Annotated in this window: 13 protein-coding genes; 8 read left to right on the top strand and 5 right to left on the bottom strand. The window is 70.7% G+C overall.

The genetic code is table 11. From position 1 onward, the window contains the following. Positions 1–9: 9 nt before the first annotated feature. Positions 10–744: a PIG-L deacetylase family protein gene (locus ACGF5G_RS11550; RefSeq protein WP_393261488.1), complete on the bottom strand. Its 735-nt coding sequence runs from the start codon at positions 742–744 to the stop codon at positions 10–12. 429 nt (positions 745–1,173) lie between these two features. Here ACGF5G_RS11550 and ACGF5G_RS11545 point away from each other — a divergent pair, with 429 nt between their 5' ends. The 5 genes from ACGF5G_RS11545 (at position 1,174) to ACGF5G_RS11525 (ending at position 6,998) form a co-directional block, all read left to right on the top strand. Continuing rightward, positions 1,174–2,817: an ABC transporter substrate-binding protein gene (locus ACGF5G_RS11545; RefSeq protein ID WP_393261485.1), complete on the top strand. Its 1,644-nt coding sequence runs from the start codon at positions 1,174–1,176 to the stop codon at positions 2,815–2,817. A 146-nt stretch (positions 2,818–2,963) separates the two neighbouring features. Then, positions 2,964–3,890 carry an ABC transporter permease gene (locus ACGF5G_RS11540; protein WP_357455435.1) on the top strand — a complete coding sequence of 309 codons (927 nt, stop codon included), beginning with the start codon at positions 2,964–2,966 and terminating at the stop codon, positions 3,888–3,890. 75 nt (positions 3,891–3,965) lie between these two features. Then, entirely contained in the window at positions 3,966–4,943 is a 978-nt protein-coding gene (locus ACGF5G_RS11535) for an ABC transporter permease (RefSeq protein ID WP_350704004.1), read from the top strand. A 26-nt stretch (positions 4,944–4,969) separates the two neighbouring features. Then, positions 4,970–5,992 (top strand): ABC transporter ATP-binding protein, encoded by a 1,023-nt coding sequence (locus tag ACGF5G_RS11530; protein WP_393261696.1) that lies wholly within the window; start codon positions 4,970–4,972, stop codon positions 5,990–5,992. Beyond that, positions 5,985–6,998: an ABC transporter ATP-binding protein gene (locus ACGF5G_RS11525; protein WP_393261481.1), complete on the top strand. Its 1,014-nt coding sequence runs from the start codon at positions 5,985–5,987 to the stop codon at positions 6,996–6,998. Before ACGF5G_RS11530 ends, ACGF5G_RS11525 begins: the two co-directional genes overlap by 8 nt. Positions 6,999–7,135: 137 nt before the next feature. Here the strand turns inward: ACGF5G_RS11525 and ACGF5G_RS11520 are convergent, their stop codons facing one another. Both ACGF5G_RS11520 and ACGF5G_RS11515 read right to left on the bottom strand, forming a co-directional pair. Next, a complete protein-coding gene (locus tag ACGF5G_RS11520; protein WP_393261478.1) occupies positions 7,136–7,525 on the bottom strand; it encodes a chorismate mutase in 390 nt (129 codons plus the stop codon). A gap of 265 nt (positions 7,526–7,790) precedes the next feature. After that, positions 7,791–9,641, bottom strand: a complete 1,851-nt coding sequence (locus ACGF5G_RS11515; RefSeq protein WP_393261475.1) for a bifunctional metallophosphatase/5'-nucleotidase — start codon at positions 9,639–9,641, stop codon at positions 7,791–7,793. Between the two features lie 348 nt (positions 9,642–9,989). Here ACGF5G_RS11515 and pcrA point away from each other — a divergent pair, with 348 nt between their 5' ends. After that, entirely contained in the window at positions 9,990–12,395 is a 2,406-nt protein-coding gene (gene pcrA, locus ACGF5G_RS11510) for a DNA helicase PcrA (protein ID WP_393261472.1), read from the top strand. 58 nt (positions 12,396–12,453) lie between these two features. On the opposite strand, the gene ACGF5G_RS11505 is transcribed toward pcrA, so the two are convergent. After that, a complete protein-coding gene (locus ACGF5G_RS11505; RefSeq protein ID WP_393261469.1) occupies positions 12,454–13,203 on the bottom strand; it encodes a M23 family metallopeptidase in 750 nt (249 codons plus the stop codon). Positions 13,204–13,499: 296 nt separating this feature from the next. Further along, a complete protein-coding gene (locus tag ACGF5G_RS11500) occupies positions 13,500–14,195 on the bottom strand; it encodes a M23 family metallopeptidase (RefSeq protein WP_393261466.1) in 696 nt (231 codons plus the stop codon). A 442-nt stretch (positions 14,196–14,637) separates the two neighbouring features. Between ACGF5G_RS11500 and ACGF5G_RS11495 the strand changes: the two genes are divergently transcribed. Together ACGF5G_RS11495 and sucC are read left to right on the top strand one after the other, a co-directional pair. Next, positions 14,638–15,042 (top strand): cobalamin B12-binding domain-containing protein, encoded by a 405-nt coding sequence (locus ACGF5G_RS11495; protein ID WP_350684229.1) that lies wholly within the window; start codon positions 14,638–14,640, stop codon positions 15,040–15,042. A 499-nt stretch (positions 15,043–15,541) separates the two neighbouring features. After that, the gene (sucC, locus tag ACGF5G_RS11490) at positions 15,542–16,720 is read left to right on the top strand and encodes an ADP-forming succinate--CoA ligase subunit beta (protein WP_350684228.1); all 1,179 of its coding nucleotides are present in this window, start codon (positions 15,542–15,544) and stop codon (positions 16,718–16,720) included. Positions 16,721–16,722 lie beyond the last annotated feature (2 nt).

Below are 16,722 nucleotides of genomic sequence, written 5' to 3'. Positions count from 1 at the left end.
GCGGTCAGGTCACCCGGTACGCAGCACGGTGAACGCCTCGGCCAGCCGGCCGGCCGGCAGCCCGGCCTCGTCGGCCGCCGTGGTGAGCTGGTCCCGAACCCAGGTCTCCACGTCCATCCGCGCGGTCTGCGAGCGGTGCGCGCGCATCGCGGCGACCTTGCGCGCGTACTGCCCGGTGACGTCGACGGTGTGGTCCGGCGCCGGGCCGCCGGCGTACCAGATCTCCCGGACCACCCACGGCTGGAGCCCCTCGGCCAGCAGCTCGGGGTGGGCGCACGGGTTGCGCGCGTCCGGGTAGACCGCGCAGGTCGTGGCCTCGCCCACGGCGAGGTGGTCGGGGTGGCCCGGCCCGGCGAGGTGTTCCCATCGGCGCAGCGGCGAGCTGGTCAGCACCCGGTCGGGCCGGTGCCGGCGGATCGCCGCGGTGACGTCCCGGCGCAGGTCGAGCGTCGGGGCGAGGGCGCCGTCGACGTACCCGTCGAGGAACTCCACCTGCCGTACGCCGACCGCGGCGGCCGCCGCCCGCTGCTCCTCCTCCCGCAGCCGGGTCACCGACCCGCGCCCGGTGCCGTCGCACCCGCCCGCCTCGCCCCGGGTGACGATCAGGTACGCGACGTCGATGCCCTCCTCCACCCAGTTGGCCGTTGTGCCCGCACAGCCGAAGTCGATATCGTCCGGATGGGCAAAAACTGCCAGCGCCCGGACGACGTCCGAAAGTGCGGGTGCGGACGCGGGGAAGCTCACAAGCGTCGAGCGTACGCCCGGGGTGTCGATCCCGCAGAACCGTGTCTTTCCTGCTCAGAGCAGTACGACCGGCACCGATCATGATCTTTTTTCAAGTATCGGCAACGTGGCAAGCAACTAACGGCTTGATAACGGCACCTTCACGGAACGGGCCGGTAAGTGTCACAGTGGCAGCACCTCACCCCTCGAGTGAGGCACTCCGTACGGCCTGACGACCACGGCCGCCGTCTGTGAACGGTGTTCCGTGGTGGTCTCGCGTGCGCGGTGCCGAGCCCGGCGGGCGGGGCGGCCCGGCGGATCGGTACAACATCTTGTCCCGTTTCACTGCGGTGAAACCGGCGTCCCGCGCTGCGGGCCGGCGGACGTGTCACCCCCTTGCGTGCGTGAAACCCACGACGGAACCAGGTTAGAAAGAGGAGGCCCCTCGGAATGAGAGTCTCGAAGCGGGCAAGCAGCGCGGTCGCGCTGGGCGCGGCGTTCGCGCTCGTCGCGTCCGGTTGCTCGAGCAGCGACAGCGACGGCGGCGACGCCGGCGCCAGCGCCGACGGCGCGATCACCATCGAGGGCACCCAGCCGGAGAACGGCCTGGTCCCGTCGAACACCACCGAGACCGGTGGCGGCAAGATCATCGACTGGATGTGGACCGGTCTGGTCGAGTACCCGAACGACGGCAGCGCTCCGCGCAACGCTCTCGCCGAGTCGATCGAGACGACCGACTCCAAGGTCTACACCATCAAGATCAAGAAGGACACGAAGTTCCACGACGGCACCGTCGTCAAGGCCAAGAACTTCGTGGACGCCTGGAACTGGGGCGCCTACTCGCCGAACGGCGCGCAGAACGGCAGCTTCTTCGCCGACATCCAGGGCTTCGGGGACGTCAACACCGAGGACCCGGACGGCGCCGAGGGCCCGCAGAAGGCCCCCGAGCCCAAGGCCAAGGAGATGTCCGGCCTGAAGGTCGTCGACGACTGGACCTTCGAGGTCACCCTCGCCGCGCCGACCGCCGTGTTCCCGACCAAGCTCGGCTACAGCACCTTCATGCCGCTGCCGGACGCGTTCTTCACCCAGGGCGCCGAGGCGTTCGGCAAGAAGCCGATCGGTAACGGCCCGGTCAAGTTCGTGTCGTGGGAAGACGACGTCCAGATCAAGCTGACGCGCTTCGACGACTACACGCTGCGCGACAAGATGAAGATCAAGGACGTCACCCTCAAGATCTACCAGGATGACACGGCGGCCTACAACGACCTGCTCGCCGGCAACATCGACTTCATGCAGCAGGTTCCGGTCTCCTCGCTCGCGGGCGACAAGTGGAAGCAGGACCTGACCGACCGGGCGATCTCCTCGACCACCCCGTCGACCGGCATCATCGCCTTCCCGATCTACGACAAGCGCTTCCAGAACGCCAAGCTGCGCAAGGCGATCTCGATGTCGATCAACCGCCAGGAGATCAGCGACAAGATCTTCTTCGGCAACCGGAAGCCGGCCGACAGCTGGGCCAACCCGCTGACCCCGGGCGCCAAGCCGGGTAACTGCACCGCCTGCCAGTTCAACGTCGACGAGGCCAAGAAGCTCCTGGCCGAGGCCGGCGGCTTCACCGGCGAGCTGGTCATGTACTACAACGCCGACGCCAGCCACAAGGAGTGGATGGAGGCCGTCGCGCAGCAGGTCAAGACCAACCTGGGCATCAACGCCCGCGCCGAGGGCATGCCGACCTTCGCGGTGTTCCGTCAGAACATCAACGCCCACAAGATGAAGGGCATGTACCGCGCCGGCTGGCAGCAGGACTACCCGGACGTCGAGAACTGGGTCAACCCGCTCTACGTGAAGGGTGGCTCCTCGAACGACGGTCTGTACAGCAACCCGCAGGTCGACGCCCTGGCCAAGGAGGCCAGCTCCGCGCCGAGCCTGGAGGCCGCGCACGAGAAGTTCGCTCAGGCGGTCGCCCTCATCGACCAGGACGTTCCCACGGTCCCGATCTACTTCGGCGGCCAGCAGTCCGGTCACTCGGAGAAGATCAAGAAGCTCGAGCTGACCAACGTCGGCGAGCTGGACCTCACCTCGGTCGAGCTCTGATCCGAACGGTCTGACCCCGGGTCGGGCTCACCTACCGGTGGGCCCGACCCGGGCCGTTCCGTGAGGGAGTGTTACAACAGTCCCTCGCCACGTCCGTCATCCCCGTGTCGGCCGTCCGACGCGCCCCCTGTCTGGAGGACCACCCCATGGGCCGTTATCTGTTGAGACGGCTGCTCCAACTCATCCCGGTCTTCATCGGAACGACGTTCCTGATCTACTGGCTGGTCTGGTCGGTGCCCGGCGACCCATTCGCCGGCAAGTGCGGCGAACGCGCCTGCCCGGACGCCTACGTCAACATGATGACCGAGAAGTTCAAGCTGGATCAGTCCATTTGGGTGCAGTACGGCAACTACATGCAGAACCTGTTCCGGGGCGACTTCGGGCAGACGTTCGGCGGCCGGGAGATCGGCGACATCATCGCCACGTCGTACCCGAACACCTTGAAGCTGGCCCTGGTGGCCCTCGTCATCGAGGCGGTCATCGGCCTCACCGCGGGTGTGCTGACCGGCCTGCGCCGTAACGGCTTCCTGGACAACCTGGTCCTGGTCTCCAGCCTCTTCCTGATCGCGCTGCCGATCTTCGTCATCGGCTTCGTGCTCCAGTGGGTGCTCGGCGTGCAGTGGGGCGTCATCAAGCCCACCGTCTCCAGCGAGATGCGCATCTCGGAGCTGATCGTGCCCGGCTTCGTGCTGGGTAGCGCCTCGATGGCGTACATCGCCCGGGTCGCCCGGACGAGCATCGCGGAGAACCGGCGCGCCGACTACGTCCGCACCGCGATCGCCAAGGGCCTGCCGATGCGGCGGGTGGTCGGGGTGCACCTGCTGCGCAACTCCCTCATCCCGGTGGTCACCCTGCTCGGCACCGACCTCGGTGCCCTGATGGGCGGCGCGATCGTGACCGAGGGCATCTTCCAGATCAACGGGATCGGTCGCCAGGTCTTCCGCGCGATCGTCACCAAGGAGAGCGCTACGGTTGTCTCCATCGTGGTGGTCCTGGTGCTGGTCTACCTGGTCATGAACCTCGTGGTGGACCTGCTCTACGCCGCCCTGGACCCGAGGATCCGCTATGAGTGAGCGCAGCGAACGAAACCTGGTCATTGCAGCGTGCCCGGGCACCCACGCCCGGGTCGAGCGGAGCGAGGTGCCGGCATGAGCGACCCCAGTGCCGCGTCGATCGTCAGTACGCCCCCGGCCACCGCGCCGACCGAGCTGGGCGCGCCCACCAACGCGGGCCAGCCGGAGAACGCCCGCAAGGAGAAGCCGCGTGGCCTGCTCGGCGACGCCTGGCTCATCCTGCGTCGCAAGCCGCTGTTCTGGATCTCCGCGACGTTCATCGTCATCTTCCTGGTGATGACCGCCTTCCCGTCGCTGTTCAGCTCCGGCGACCCGGCGAACGGCGACCTGAAGAACAGCCTCGTCGGCCCGTCGTCGGAAGCCTGGTTCGGCTACGACTTCCAGGGGCGCGACGTCTACGCCCGGGTGATCTACGGCGCCCGCGCCTCCATCGTGGTCTCCGTGCTCTCGGTGCTCGGCGTGCTGCTGATCGGTGGCGCGATGGGCATCATGGCCGGCTACCGGGGCGGCTGGGTGGACGCCCTGCTCTCCCGCGTCGCCGACGTCTTCTTCGGCCTGCCTTTCGTGCTGGGCGCCATCGTCATCCTGACCACCTTCAACGGGTCGGGCACGAGCAACAGCAAGGCCGAGATCATGGCCCTGGTGAGCATGTCCCTGGTCGTGCTGGGCTGGCCGGTCGTGATGCGGCTGATGCGCTCCTCGGTGCTGGCCACCAAGGAGGCCGACTACATCGTCGCCGCCCGGGCGCTGGGTGCCGGCACCGGCCGGATCATCCTCAAGCACCTGCTGCCGAACAGCCTCGCGCCGCTGCTGGTCTACGGGACGATCCTGGTCGGCTCGTTCATCGGCGCCGAGGCGACGCTCTCCTTCCTGGGTGTCGGCCTGAAGAGCCCGGTGGTCTCCTGGGGCATCATGATCAACGAGGCCCAGTCCCTCATCCGGGTCGCGCCGTACCTGCTCTTCTTCCCGGCCGCCTTCCTCGTCACCGCCGTGCTGAGCTTCGTGGTGCTCGGTGAGACGGTCCGCGAGGCCCTCGATCCGAAACTCCGCTAGGGGCGATTCAGTTGTCCGACATTCTCGTGTCCGAGCAGTCCGCGGCGGGTACCTCCGGTCGCCCCTCCGGCCGTCTGCTCGAGGTCGACGACCTCCGCGTGGAGTTCCGCACCCGGGACGGCGTCGCGAAGGTCATCAACGGGGTCACGTACCACGTCGACGCGGGGGAGACCCTCGCCGTGCTCGGCGAGTCCGGCTCCGGCAAGAGCGTCACCGCGCAGACCATCATGGGCATCCTGGACACGCCGCCCGGTTTCGTCACCGGCGGCCAGGTCCGCTTCCACGGCAAGGACATGCTGAAGATGTCCTTCGAGGAGCGTCGCCGCATCCGCGGTGAGGGGATCGCCATGATCTTCCAGGACGCGCTCTCCGCGCTCAACCCGGTTTTCACCGTCGGCTTCCAGATCGCCGAGCAGTTCCGGGTGCGGCGCGGCATGAGCCGTGCCGACGCCAAGAAGCGCGCGATCGAGATGCTCGACCAGGTCAAGATCCCGAACGCCAAGGGCCGGTTCAGCAACTACCCGCACCAGTTCTCGGGTGGCATGCGGCAGCGCGCCATGATCGCGATGTCGCTGGCCCTGGACCCGGAGGTGCTGATCGCGGACGAGCCGACCACCGCGCTGGACGTGACGGTGCAGGCCCAGATCATGGACCTGCTCGCCGAGCTCCAGCGGGAGCGGCAGATGGGCATGATCCTGATCACCCACGACCTCGGTGTGGTCGCCGACGTCGCGGACCGGATCGCGGTCATGTACGCGGGTCGCATCGTCGAGGAAGCCAATGTGTACGACCTGTACGCCAAGCCGGCGCACCCGTACACGATCGGTCTGATCAACTCGATTCCCCGGCTGGACGAGAAGGGGCAGCAGCTCCGGACCATCAAGGGCCTCCCGCCGAACCTGATGAACATCCCGCCGGGCTGCCCGTTCAACCCGCGCTGCCCCATGGCGCAGCCGGTCTGCCGGGAGAAGATCCCGCCGCTGCTGCAGGTGGGTGCCGGCCGGGCCAGCGCCTGCCACTTCGCCGAGGAGCTGGTGAACCGTGACTGAGAAGATCCTCGAGGTCCGTGACCTGGTCAAGCACTACCCGGTGACCCGGGGTGTGGTCTTCAAGAAGACCATCGGCCAGGTCAAGGCGGTGGACGGGGTCTCCTTCGACCTCAAGGCCGGCGAGACCCTGGGTGTGGTCGGCGAGTCCGGCTGCGGCAAGTCGACCCTGGCCCGGGTCCTGATGAACCTGGAGCGGCCGACCTCCGGCAGCGTGCTCTACAAGGGCCAGGACATCTCCAAGCTCTCCGGCGGGGCGCTGCGGCGGCTGCGCCGGCAGATCCAGCTGGTGATGCAGGACCCGTACACCTCGCTGAACCCGCGGATGACGGTCGGCGACCTCATCGGCGAGCCGTTCGAGATCCACCCGGAGGTGGCGCCGAAGGGCAGCCGCCGGGGCAAGGTGAAGGAACTGCTCGACCTGGTGGGCCTGAACCCGGAGCACATCAACCGGTACCCGCACCAGTTCTCCGGCGGTCAGCGGCAGCGCATCGGCATCGCCCGGGCGCTCGCCCTGCGGCCCGAGATCATCGTCTGCGACGAGCCGGTGTCGGCCCTGGACGTGTCGATCCAGGCGCAGGTGATGAACCTGCTGGAGCAGCTCCAGGGCGAGTTCGGCCTGTCGTACGTGTTCATCGCGCACGACCTGTCGGTGGTCCGGCACCTGTCGGACCGGGTCGCGGTGATGTACCTCGGAAAGATCGTGGAGATCGGCACCGAGGACGAGATCTACGAGCGGCCGACCCACCCGTACACCCAGGCGCTGCTGTCGGCGGTGCCGGTGCCGGACCCGACCGTCCGCGAGAACAAGGCGATCATCCGCCTCACCGGTGACGTGCCGTCGCCGGTCAGCCCGCCCTCGGGCTGCCGGTTCCGGACCCGCTGCTGGAAGGCGCAGGACGTCTGCGCCGAGCAGGTCCCGCTGCTGGAGATCCGGTCGGGCTCGGACCACCCGAGCGCCTGCCACTTCGCCGAGAAGCGGGAGATCGTGCAGACGCACGAGGTGTGACACCCACGGGACCGCCTGCCGACGTCACCGCGACGACGGCAGGCGGTCCCGTCGTTTCCGGGGCGGGCGCGGCGGCCGGCGGCCAGGACGCGACCACCGCGCCGCACGGCCCGCCCGCCGCGCCGCCCCCGTACGCCTCACAGGGGGCCGCGGCCGGCGCGGAGCAGCAGCAGCGCGAGCTGCGTGCCGTCGGCGCCGAGGGCGACTCGGAAACGCTCCAGGATCTCCCGTTCCCGGGAGAGCACGAGCCGGGTGCCGCCGGAGGCCATCCGGGTCGCCCCGACCTCCTGAGAGAGGCGGGCCCGCTCCTGCCACAGCTCGATGAGCGCCCGGTCGATCTCGTCGATCCGTTCCCGGATCTCCACGATCCGGGCGGCCGCGCCCGGCTCCGCGGTGCCGGTGCGCGCCTCCGGCTTCGCGTCGTCGGCGCCGCCCGCCGCGTCGACCTGGCCGGATGCCCCCGGGTCGGGCCGGCCCGCCCCGGGCCGCGTCAGGCTGCCGTTGGACTCCACCACGTCTGTCATCATCGGGTACCCCTCGTCGTCAGGTGCCGGGTGCCCGGATCCCGGGACGGAAAAGCCCCGGGCTCCAGGAGCCCGGGGCTTTTCGTAGGTCTGTTGATCAGGCGCGACCCACGGCTGCCGGACTCCCGGTGCCGTAGTAAAAGTAGAAGCGCTGCCCGAACACGTCGTCGAGTATGCCGACCCAGGGCCGGCGCGCGCAAGGATTCGGCCGGACACGTGGCCGGCGGCACGGTCCCGGCGCCGTCGGCGACGCCGGGACCGTGCCCGGTCAGCCGAGGCGGGTGATGCGGTCGGCCGGCCCGGGGGCGACCGGCTCGCCGGCACCCAGGTACGCGATCAGCGCGTCGACGTCGAAGCCGGGGGCCGTGGTGCGGCCGGTGCCGGCGCGCAGCTCGGTGAAGCCGTCCCCGCCGTTGGCCAGGAAGTCGTTCGTGGTGACCCGGTAGCTGGCCGCCGGGTCGACCGGCACGCCGTCGAGCGCCAGGGCGCTCACCCGCGAGCCCGCCGGGGCGGTGGTGTCGTAGGAGTAGGTCAGCCCGGCGGAGACCTGGAGGATGCGCTGGGTGGTCTGCCCGTTGAAGCCGACGAACTGCTGCTCCAGCACGTTGCGTAGCTGGGCGCCGGTGAGCGTCTGGGTGACCACCAGGTTGTTGAACGGCTGGACGGTGAACGCCTCGCCGTACGTGATCTCACCCGGCGCCTCGCCGCCGGCGGAGGCGGCGTACGGCAGCGACGCCCGGATGCCGCCCGGGTTCATCAGCGCGATCTGCGCCCCGGCCGACCGGGTGTACGCGAGCTGCGCGTCGGCGATCACGTCACCGAGCGGGCTCTCGCCGTTGGGGCGGGCGTCGCGGACGACGTCGGCCGACACCCGTCCCACCACCCGGTTGGCGATGGGCGCCACGGCCGTCCGGTACTTGTCGGCCAGCGCCTTGGCGGCCGGGTCCACCAGGTCGGGGTTGCGCACGTACGTGCCCGGCGCGCTCTGCTGCCAGGTGCCGTCCGGGTTGCGGACGCCGTTCTCGACGACCACGTTGCGGGCGGAGATGCCGGTGAACCGGCCGGTGCGCCGGTCCAGCGAGTAGTCCACGTCGGTGATCAGCTGGCCGTTGTTGCCGGCGCTGGTGACGACGCTCTGCGCGCCGGAGGAGTTCGGCAGGGAGCAGGAGTAGAAGCGGTGCGTGTGGCCGGAGACGACCAGCCCGAACTCCGGCCGCAGGCCGCGGACGATGTCCACGATCGGGCCCGAGAAGTTCGCACAGTCCGAGACGCCCGGGGTGGCCGGCGGCGGCGACTGCGCGCCGCCCTCGTGCACCAGCAGCACCATCGCCTTGACGCCGAAGAGCTTGAGCAGCCCGCCCCACTTGTTGGCGGTCGCCACCTCGTCGGTGAACCGCACCGAGGCGATGCCGGCCGGGTTGACGATGTCCGGGGTGCCCTCCAGGGTCACGCCGACGAAGCCGACCGGCACGCCGCCGACGAACTTCACGTCGACCGGGGGCAGGATCGGCAGCCCGGTCTTCCTGCTGACGGTGTTGGCGGCGAGGTACGTGAACTTCGCGCCGGCGAAGCCGTCCCCGTCCTGGCAGCCGTCGACCGGGTGGCAGCCGCCCTTGTTGATCCGGATCAGCTCGTCGACGCCCTCGTCGAACTCGTGGTTGCCGACCGAGCTGACCTCCAGCCCGATCTCGTCCATCAGCTCGATGGTCGGCTCGTCGTGGAAGGCGGCGCTGACCAGCGGGGTGGCGCCGATCAGGTCGCCGGCCCCGACGGTGGTGGTGACCCGCCCCTCGGCGGCGGCCTCGGCGCGCAGCCGCTTCAGCCAGGTGGCGAGGTACTCCACCCCGCCGGCCGGGGTGCCGTTGACCACCGCGCCGTTGCCGCCGGGCGGGTCGATGGCGCCGTGGAAGTCGTTGTAGCTGAGGAAGTTGCCCTTGACCTCCCCGCCCGTGGGGGTGGCGTAGGAGACCGAGACGGGGGCGAGGGCGGCCCACGGGTCGTCGGCGGGGGCCGGGGCGGGCCGGGAAGCGGTGGGCAGCGTGGCGACGACGGCCAACGCGAGGGCGGGCGCGGCGAGGTGACGCAGCGCCGCCCGACCGCGCGAACGCGGCTGAGTCATGGTCGTTCTCCCAGTCGTGTGCGGGGGAAGGAGCCGGATTTCACCGTCATCGTTCTGTACCCGGGCCGGCGGCACCAGATGGGACAGGGTGACATCTTCGTCTCAACCTGGCCCGCCCCGCCGGATCCGCCTGGCCGCCCCGCCGGATCCGCCTGGCCGCCCTGCCGGATCCGCCTGGCCCGCCGCGCCGGATCGGCCCGCCGCGCCGGATCGGCCCGCCCGGTCGCTCGGGCGGTCGCTCGGGCGGGTCCGGGCCCTCGGCGCGGCCGGTCCGCCGATGACGGCTCGGTCGCGCCGGGGTCCACGCGGCGGGGAAGTGTCCGGCCGGCGGCATAGACTCGCCGTGCGATGCATCCTCTCTTCGACATCCCCGTGTCCCCGCCCGCGCCGGCGCCTGCCCCGACCCCGCCGCACCGGCCGGGGTCCGCCGCCGCCCGCCTCGACCCGCAGGCCCTGGTCGAGGGCCTCAACGGGCCGCAGCGCGACGCCGTCACCCACGCCGGCTCGCCGCTGCTGATCGTGGCCGGCGCCGGTTCGGGCAAGACCCGGGTGCTCACCCACCGGATCGCCTACCTGCTGGCCGCCCGGGACGTGCACCCCGGCGAGATCATCGCGATCACCTTCACCAACAAGGCCGCCGGCGAGATGAAGGAGCGCGTCGCGCACCTCGTCGGCCCGCGTGCCCGGCTGATGTGGGTGTCGACGTTCCACTCCGCGTGCGTGCGCATCCTGCGCGCCGAGCACGAGCACGCCGGGCTGAAGTCGACCTTCTCGATCTACGACGCGGACGACTCCCGCCGGCTGATGCAGATGGTCGCCCGGGAGCTCGACCTCGACCCGAAGCGCTACCCGGCGCGCGGGCTCGCCGCCCAGGTCTCCAACCTGAAGAACGAGCTGGTCGACCCGGAGGAGTTCGCCGGCCGCGCCAAGGGCCCCAACGAGCGGGCGCTGGCGGAGGCCTACACGCTCTACCAGCGGCGGCTGCGCGAGGCGCACGCGCTCGACTTCGACGACCTGATCATGACGACGGTGCACCTGCTCCAGTCCCACCCGCACGTCGCGGAGAGCTACCGCCGACGGTTCCGGCACGTGCTGGTCGACGAATACCAGGACACCAACCACGCCCAGTACGTGCTGATCAAGGAGCTGGTCTCGGGCACGGAGGGGGTCGAGCCGGCGGAGCTGTGCGTGGTCGGCGACGCCGACCAGTCCATCTACGCGTTCCGCGGCGCGACGATCCGCAACATCCTGGAGTTCGAGCGCGACTTCAGCGACGCCCGCACGATCCTGCTGGAGCAGAACTACCGCTCGACCCAGACCATTCTCAACGCCGCCAACGCCGTGATCGACCGCAACACCTCGCGCAAGCCGAAGCGGCTGTGGAGCGAGGCGGGCGCCGGCGAGCGGATCGTCGGCTACGTGGCGGACACCGAGCACGCCGAGGCCGACTGGGTGGCCCGGGAGATCGACCGGCTGGTCGACGCCGACGAGACCCGCCCCGGTGACGTGGCCGTCTTCTACCGCACCAACGCCCAGTCCCGGGTCTTCGAGGAGGTGTTCATCCGGGTCGGCCTGCCCTACAAGGTGGTCGGCGGGGTGCGCTTCTACGAGCGCAAGGAGGTCCGCGACGCGCTGGCCTACCTGCGCGCGGTGGTCAACGACGACGACACGGTCAGCCTCCGCCGGATCCTCAACACCCCCCGACGGGGCATCGGCGACCGCGCCGAGGCGTGCGTGGAGGCCCTGTCCAGCCGGGACCGGATCTCCTTCGGCGCGGCGCTGCGGCGGGCGAAGGACGCGCCGGGCATCTCCACCCGGGCGGCCAACGGCATCGCGGACTTCGTCGACCTGCTCGACGGCGCCCGCGAGCTGGCCGAGACCGGCACCCCGGAGGAGGTGCTGGAGGCGCTGCTGACCCGCTCGGGTTACCTCACCGAGCTGGAGGAGAGCCTCGACCCGCAGGACGCCGGTCGGGTCGACAACCTCCAGGAGTTGGTCAGCGTCGCCCGGGAGTACACGGAGCGGATCGAGGCGACCGGCGAGGAGGGGGAGCGGGCCACCGTGGCCGGCTTCCTGGAGCAGGTCGCGCTGGTCGCCGACGCCGACCAGGTGCCGACCGACGACCCGGACCACCAGGGTGTGGTCACCCTGATGACGCTGCACACCGCCAAGGGGCTGGAGTTCCCGGTCGTCTTCCTGACCGGCCTGGAGGACGGCGTCTTCCCGCATCTGCGCTCGCTCGGCGACACCCGGGAGCTGGAGGAGGAGCGCCGGCTGGCGTACGTGGGCATCACCCGGGCCCGCCAGCGCCTCTACCTCTCCCGGGCGGTGACCCGCTCGGCGTGGGGGCAGCCGTCCTACAACCCGCCGTCCCGGTTCCTGGAGGAGCTGCCGCCGGAGCTGGTCCGCTGGGAGCGCACCGAGGGGTCGTACACCTCGTGGGCCGGCGGGGGCGGTGGCGTCGGGGGCCGCGCGGACCGGGTGCCCGGCGGGCGCGGCGGCTTCAACGGCGGCACCCCCAAGGCCGCCCAGTTGGCGAAGCGGCTCGGCGTCGACGCCAGCCGGCTGACCACGGCGAGCGAGCTGCCGCAGGGGCCGAAGGTGTCCGCCGGCGACCGGGTCAACCACCAGCGCTACGGCCTGGGGCGGGTGCTCGCGGTGGAGGGGCACGGCCCGGGCGCCCGGGCGCAGATCGACTTCGGCGACCAGACGATGTGGCTGGTGCTGCGGCACGCGCCGATCGACAAGCTCTGAGACGGCCACGGCCCGGCCCGGCGGCGCGCCGGACCGGGCCGTCCCGGTCGGGTACGGGTCAGCAGGCCACGTCGATGCCCCGGGCGCGCAGGAACGGCGCCGGGTCGATCTGGTTCCACATCTGGCCCTGGTGGACCTCGAAGTGCAGGTGCGGCCCGGTCGAGTCGCCGGTGGAGCCCTCCAGGCCGATGGTCTCGCCGGCGCCCACCTTGTCGCCCACGCCCACCTTGGCGGTGCTGAGGTGGGCGTAGTGGGTCAGGTAGCCGTTGCCGTGGTCGACGACGACGGAGATGCCGTACCCGTCGCCGACGTCGCCGGCCTTGGTGACCGTGCCGCCGAAGGCGGCGCGGACCGGGGTGCCGGCGGGCAGCGCGAAGTCGATGCCGGCGTGCAGGGTGCCCCAGCGCGGGCCGTAGCAGGAGGTGATCGCGGCGCCCTTCATCGGGACGACCCAGCTCGGCTTCGGCTTGCTGGTCTTCTTCGGCGTCGGCTTGGCGGTGGTCGCCTTCGGGCTGGGCTTCGCCGACGGGCTGGCCGTCGTGGGGCTCGGCGTCGGGCTGGCCGGGGCGGCCGACTCGCGCGCGGACCGGTCGGCGCGGTCGGCAGCCTCGGCGCGGGCCTGCGCGTCGAGGGAGACGGCGGCCGGGACGGAGGGCTCGTCGTTGCCGGTGGCCGCGAAGGCGGCGCCGCCGAGACCGAGGCCGACCAGGGCCGCCGCGGCGACGATCACTCGGGTGCGGCCGCCGGCCCGCAGCCGGTGCCGGGCGGGGGCGTCGGGGGTGTTCTCGTTCTGAATGTCTTCCTGCACGGCGGACCTTCGCTGATCGAGGGGGCACTTGACCTCGAAATACTGGTGTCGGCGGGGTCGGCAGCGGGTAGGGGGATCGGGTCGGGACGGAGCGACGGTGGCCGGTGCCGTCCGTTAACTCCCAATTTGGGGCTTTGATAGCGATAAGTGATCATGGTCGGCCGTGGCGCCGGTCACACCCGCGCCTGTGACCCGGTAGACTTTCGCCTGTCGCCGGCCGACGAAAAACCGCCCGGATCGACAGATCCGGGCGGTCAACGGTCGGTACGCGGCGTCAGGAGGCGGCTACTTCGCCGTCAGAATGCCTCGGTTTGTAGCTTGATGTCCACGTTGCGCTCCTGGAGCCACGGCACCGGGTCGAGCGGCTCGCCCTTGACATGCACCTCCAGGTGCAGATGGGAGCCGTAGGAGTGGCCGGTGTTGCCGACCAGGCCGAGCTGGTCGCCCGCCTTGACCTGCTGCCCCTCCTGCACGCTCAGCGCGGAGGAGTGGCCGTAGATCGCCTCGCTGCCGTCGGCGTGCTGGACGATCACGGTGTAGCCGTAGCCGCCGAACCAACCGGCCTTCGTGACCGTGCCGGCGTGGATGGCGACGTAGGGCGTGCCCTCGGCGGCGACCAGGTCGATGCCGGTGTGCAGCTTGCCCCAGCGCATGCCGTAGGGGGTGTTGAACTCGTAGTCCTGGAGGGGGAGCCGACAGACCTCGGTCTCGGCGGTCTCCTTGGCCCCGGCGCGGTCGCTGTCGCGAGAGGCGCGGTCGGCGGAGTCGGCGCGGGCCGCGGCGTCCTGGTTGACGGTCGAGGCGGCCTTGAGCTCGTCGAGGACCGACGGGCTGACGCTCTTGGCGTCCGGCATGGCTCCCGCGCCGAGAGCGACGATGCCGGCCCCGACGAACGCGGTGGTGACGACGGCGGCGTAGCGGCTACGCGGGGGGGTGGGTACGCGGCGGCGACCGCGATATCGATCGGGCTCAGACGACAGGCGCTGGCGCACGCACACCCTCCGTTGTCGGGGATCCGATGCGGCTTCCTCGACGCTCGTGAAGCTCCGATGAACGTCGGCTGGCCGCGTCGTCACCCGTCCGTGGACCTGATGACAACCGTGGACACGTTAGCCAACCACCAGGCCCGTCACAAGCCGAAGCGCCGAATTGCTACTGCGTTCTGTCCCTTTGCGTCCGTGATTGTCATGCCTCGTTCCCGTCGAACGGCGCCCCCGTAACTGCCCGTTCGTCGCGCAGCGTGACCGAACGGCGGAGTCGTCCGGCTTGACGGCGGTGATCATCTACGGCAGGCGTACCGTCTGCGGCGGCAGCCTCCCCCGGGTGCCGCCGGCCGGTGTGCCGTGCGCTTCGCCGCCCGGATTTCCCGGGCCGGGCGGGGCGGGTTACCGTTCGTTCAGGTGAAGCCGCGGAGCCGGTGAAAGGGATGCGCAGATGAGCTCTCGTGTTCGGGTCGTCGTCGCCAAGCCGGGCCTGGACGGCCACGACCGTGGCGCCAAGGTCGTCGCGCGTGCCCTCCGGGACGCCGGTATGGAGGTCATCTACACCGGCCTGCACCAGACCCCGGAGCAGATCGTGGAAACCGCGATCCAGGAGGACGCCGACGCGGTCGGTCTCTCCGTGCTGTCCGGGGCGCACATGACGCTCTTCCGGCGGGTGGTGGAGCTGCTCGGCGAGCGGGACGCCCGCGACATCGTCGTCTTCGGCGGCGGCATCATTCCCGACGCCGACATCCCCGAGTTGCAGAAGCTGGGCGTCGCCAAGATCTTCACGCCGGGCGCCACCACCGCCTCGATCGTGGAGTGGGTCCGGGAGAACGTCGCGCAGCCGGTCGCCTGACTGTCGGTCGGCATCCCGCCAGAGGGCGAGGATGCGCTGTTCGCGGACTCAGGCGGTCGACGGGTCACGGACGACTCGGGCCGGTCGACGGCTGACGTCGGACAGGGGGAGGGGCCGGACGCACCCCTCACACGTCCGGCCCCTCTATGCACGATGCCCCGCCGCCACCCCTCGACCGACAGGGCATCGGCCGTCTCCCGTCGCCGCGCTGCATCAGCGCTCCGACACCTGACTCAACGACGCCCCCGCGGAGGGGTTACGCAGCCCGGACAACATCGTCCGGACGGCTGACGTCGGGGGCCGAAGTCGCGGAAAGGCCGCGCGACGCCGCCGGCTGTGCATTACCGCACACCGCGCACCCGCTCGGTTGCGGCCGGTGTCCACCTCGCTAGGCTGCGCCCAATGGCCTGTTTCAACTGATGACAGGCGTCAAACTGTTTTCCATAACGCTGGTGGCGGCGCGACGGCGCGCCGCGGAGACGGGACGGGACGCGCAAACGTGGACCTGTACGAGTACCAGGGGCGGGACCTGTTCGAGCGGCACGGCTTGCCCGTGCTCGCCGGCGGCGTCGCCACGACCCCGGAGGAGGCCCGCGCGATCGCCGAACGCCTCGGCGGTCGGGTGGTCGTCAAGGCGCAGGTGAAGGTCGGCGGCCGGGGCAAGGCCGGCGGCGTGAAGCTGGCCGAGGGCGCGGATGAGACGGTGGCCCGGGCCACCGACATCCTCGGCATGGACATCAAGGGTCACACGGTCCACAAGGTCATGATCACCGTGACCGCGGACGTGGCCGAGGAGTACTACTTCTCCTACCTGCTCGACCGGGCGAACCGCACCTTCCTCTGCATCGCCAGCGTCGCGGGCGGCATGGACATCGAGCAGGTCGCCGCCGACACCCCGGAGAAGGTCGTCAAGGCCCCGATCGACGCCAACACCGGCGTCGACGAGGCGAAGGCGCGCGAGATCGTCGCCGCCGCCGGCTTCCCGGCCGAGGTCGCCGACCAGGTCGTCGAGGTCGCCGTGGGCCTCTGGAAGGCCTTCGTCGCCGAGGACGCCACGCTGGTCGAGGTGAACCCGCTGGCCAAGACCGGCGAGGGCAAGCTGCTGCTGCTCGACGCCAAGATCACCCTGGACGAGAACGCCGGCTTCCGGCACCCGGACCACGAGGCGCTCGTCGACCAGGCCGCGGTGGACCCGCTGGAGCAGGCCGCCAAGGAGAAGGACCTCAACTACGTCAAGCTCGACGGTGAGGTCGGCATCATCGGCAACGGCGCGGGCCTGGTCATGTCGACCCTCGACGTGGTCGCGTACGCCGGCGAGCGGCACGGCGGCGTCAAGCCGGCCAACTTCCTCGACATCGGCGGCGGCGCGAGCGCCGCGGTGATGGCGAACGGGCTGGAGATCGTCCTGTCCGACCCGTCGGTGAAGAGCGTCTTCGTCAACGTCTTCGGCGGCATCACCGCCTGCGACGAGGTCGCCAACGGCATCGTGCAGGCGCTGGCCCTGCTCGAGCAGCGCGGCGAGAAGGTCACCAAGCCGCTGGTCGTCCGCCTCGACGGCAACAACGCCGAGGCCGGCCGGGCGATCCTCGACGGCGCGAACAACCCGCTGGTCCAGCGGGTGGACACGATGGATGGCGCGGCCGAGCGGGCCGCCGAGCTGGCGGCTGCGGGGGTCTGACA

It is taken from the genome of Micromonospora sp. NPDC047730, from assembly GCF_043204765.1.
Lineage (GTDB): Bacteria > Actinomycetota > Actinomycetes > Mycobacteriales > Micromonosporaceae > Micromonospora.
This window is presented reverse-complemented; position numbering and strand designations above follow the sequence as displayed.

Excerpts from the sequence above, each read along its gene's own strand:
- ACGF5G_RS11545 (WP_393261485.1), top strand. The coding sequence starts at position 1,174 with ATGAGAGTCTCGAAGCGGGCAAGCAGCGCGGTCGCGCTGGGCGCGGCG.
- ACGF5G_RS11540 (WP_357455435.1), top strand. The coding sequence starts at position 2,964 with ATGGGCCGTTATCTGTTGAGACGGCTGCTCCAACTCATCCCGGTCTTC.
- ACGF5G_RS11535 (WP_350704004.1), top strand. The coding sequence starts at position 3,966 with ATGAGCGACCCCAGTGCCGCGTCGATCGTCAGTACGCCCCCGGCCACC.
- ACGF5G_RS11520 (WP_393261478.1), bottom strand. The coding sequence starts at position 7,525 with ATGATGACAGACGTGGTGGAGTCCAACGGCAGCCTGACGCGGCCCGGG.
- ACGF5G_RS11515 (WP_393261475.1), bottom strand. The coding sequence starts at position 9,641 with ATGACTCAGCCGCGTTCGCGCGGTCGGGCGGCGCTGCGTCACCTCGCC.
- pcrA (WP_393261472.1), top strand. The coding sequence starts at position 9,990 with ATGCATCCTCTCTTCGACATCCCCGTGTCCCCGCCCGCGCCGGCGCCT.
- ACGF5G_RS11495 (WP_350684229.1), top strand. The coding sequence starts at position 14,638 with ATGAGCTCTCGTGTTCGGGTCGTCGTCGCCAAGCCGGGCCTGGACGGC.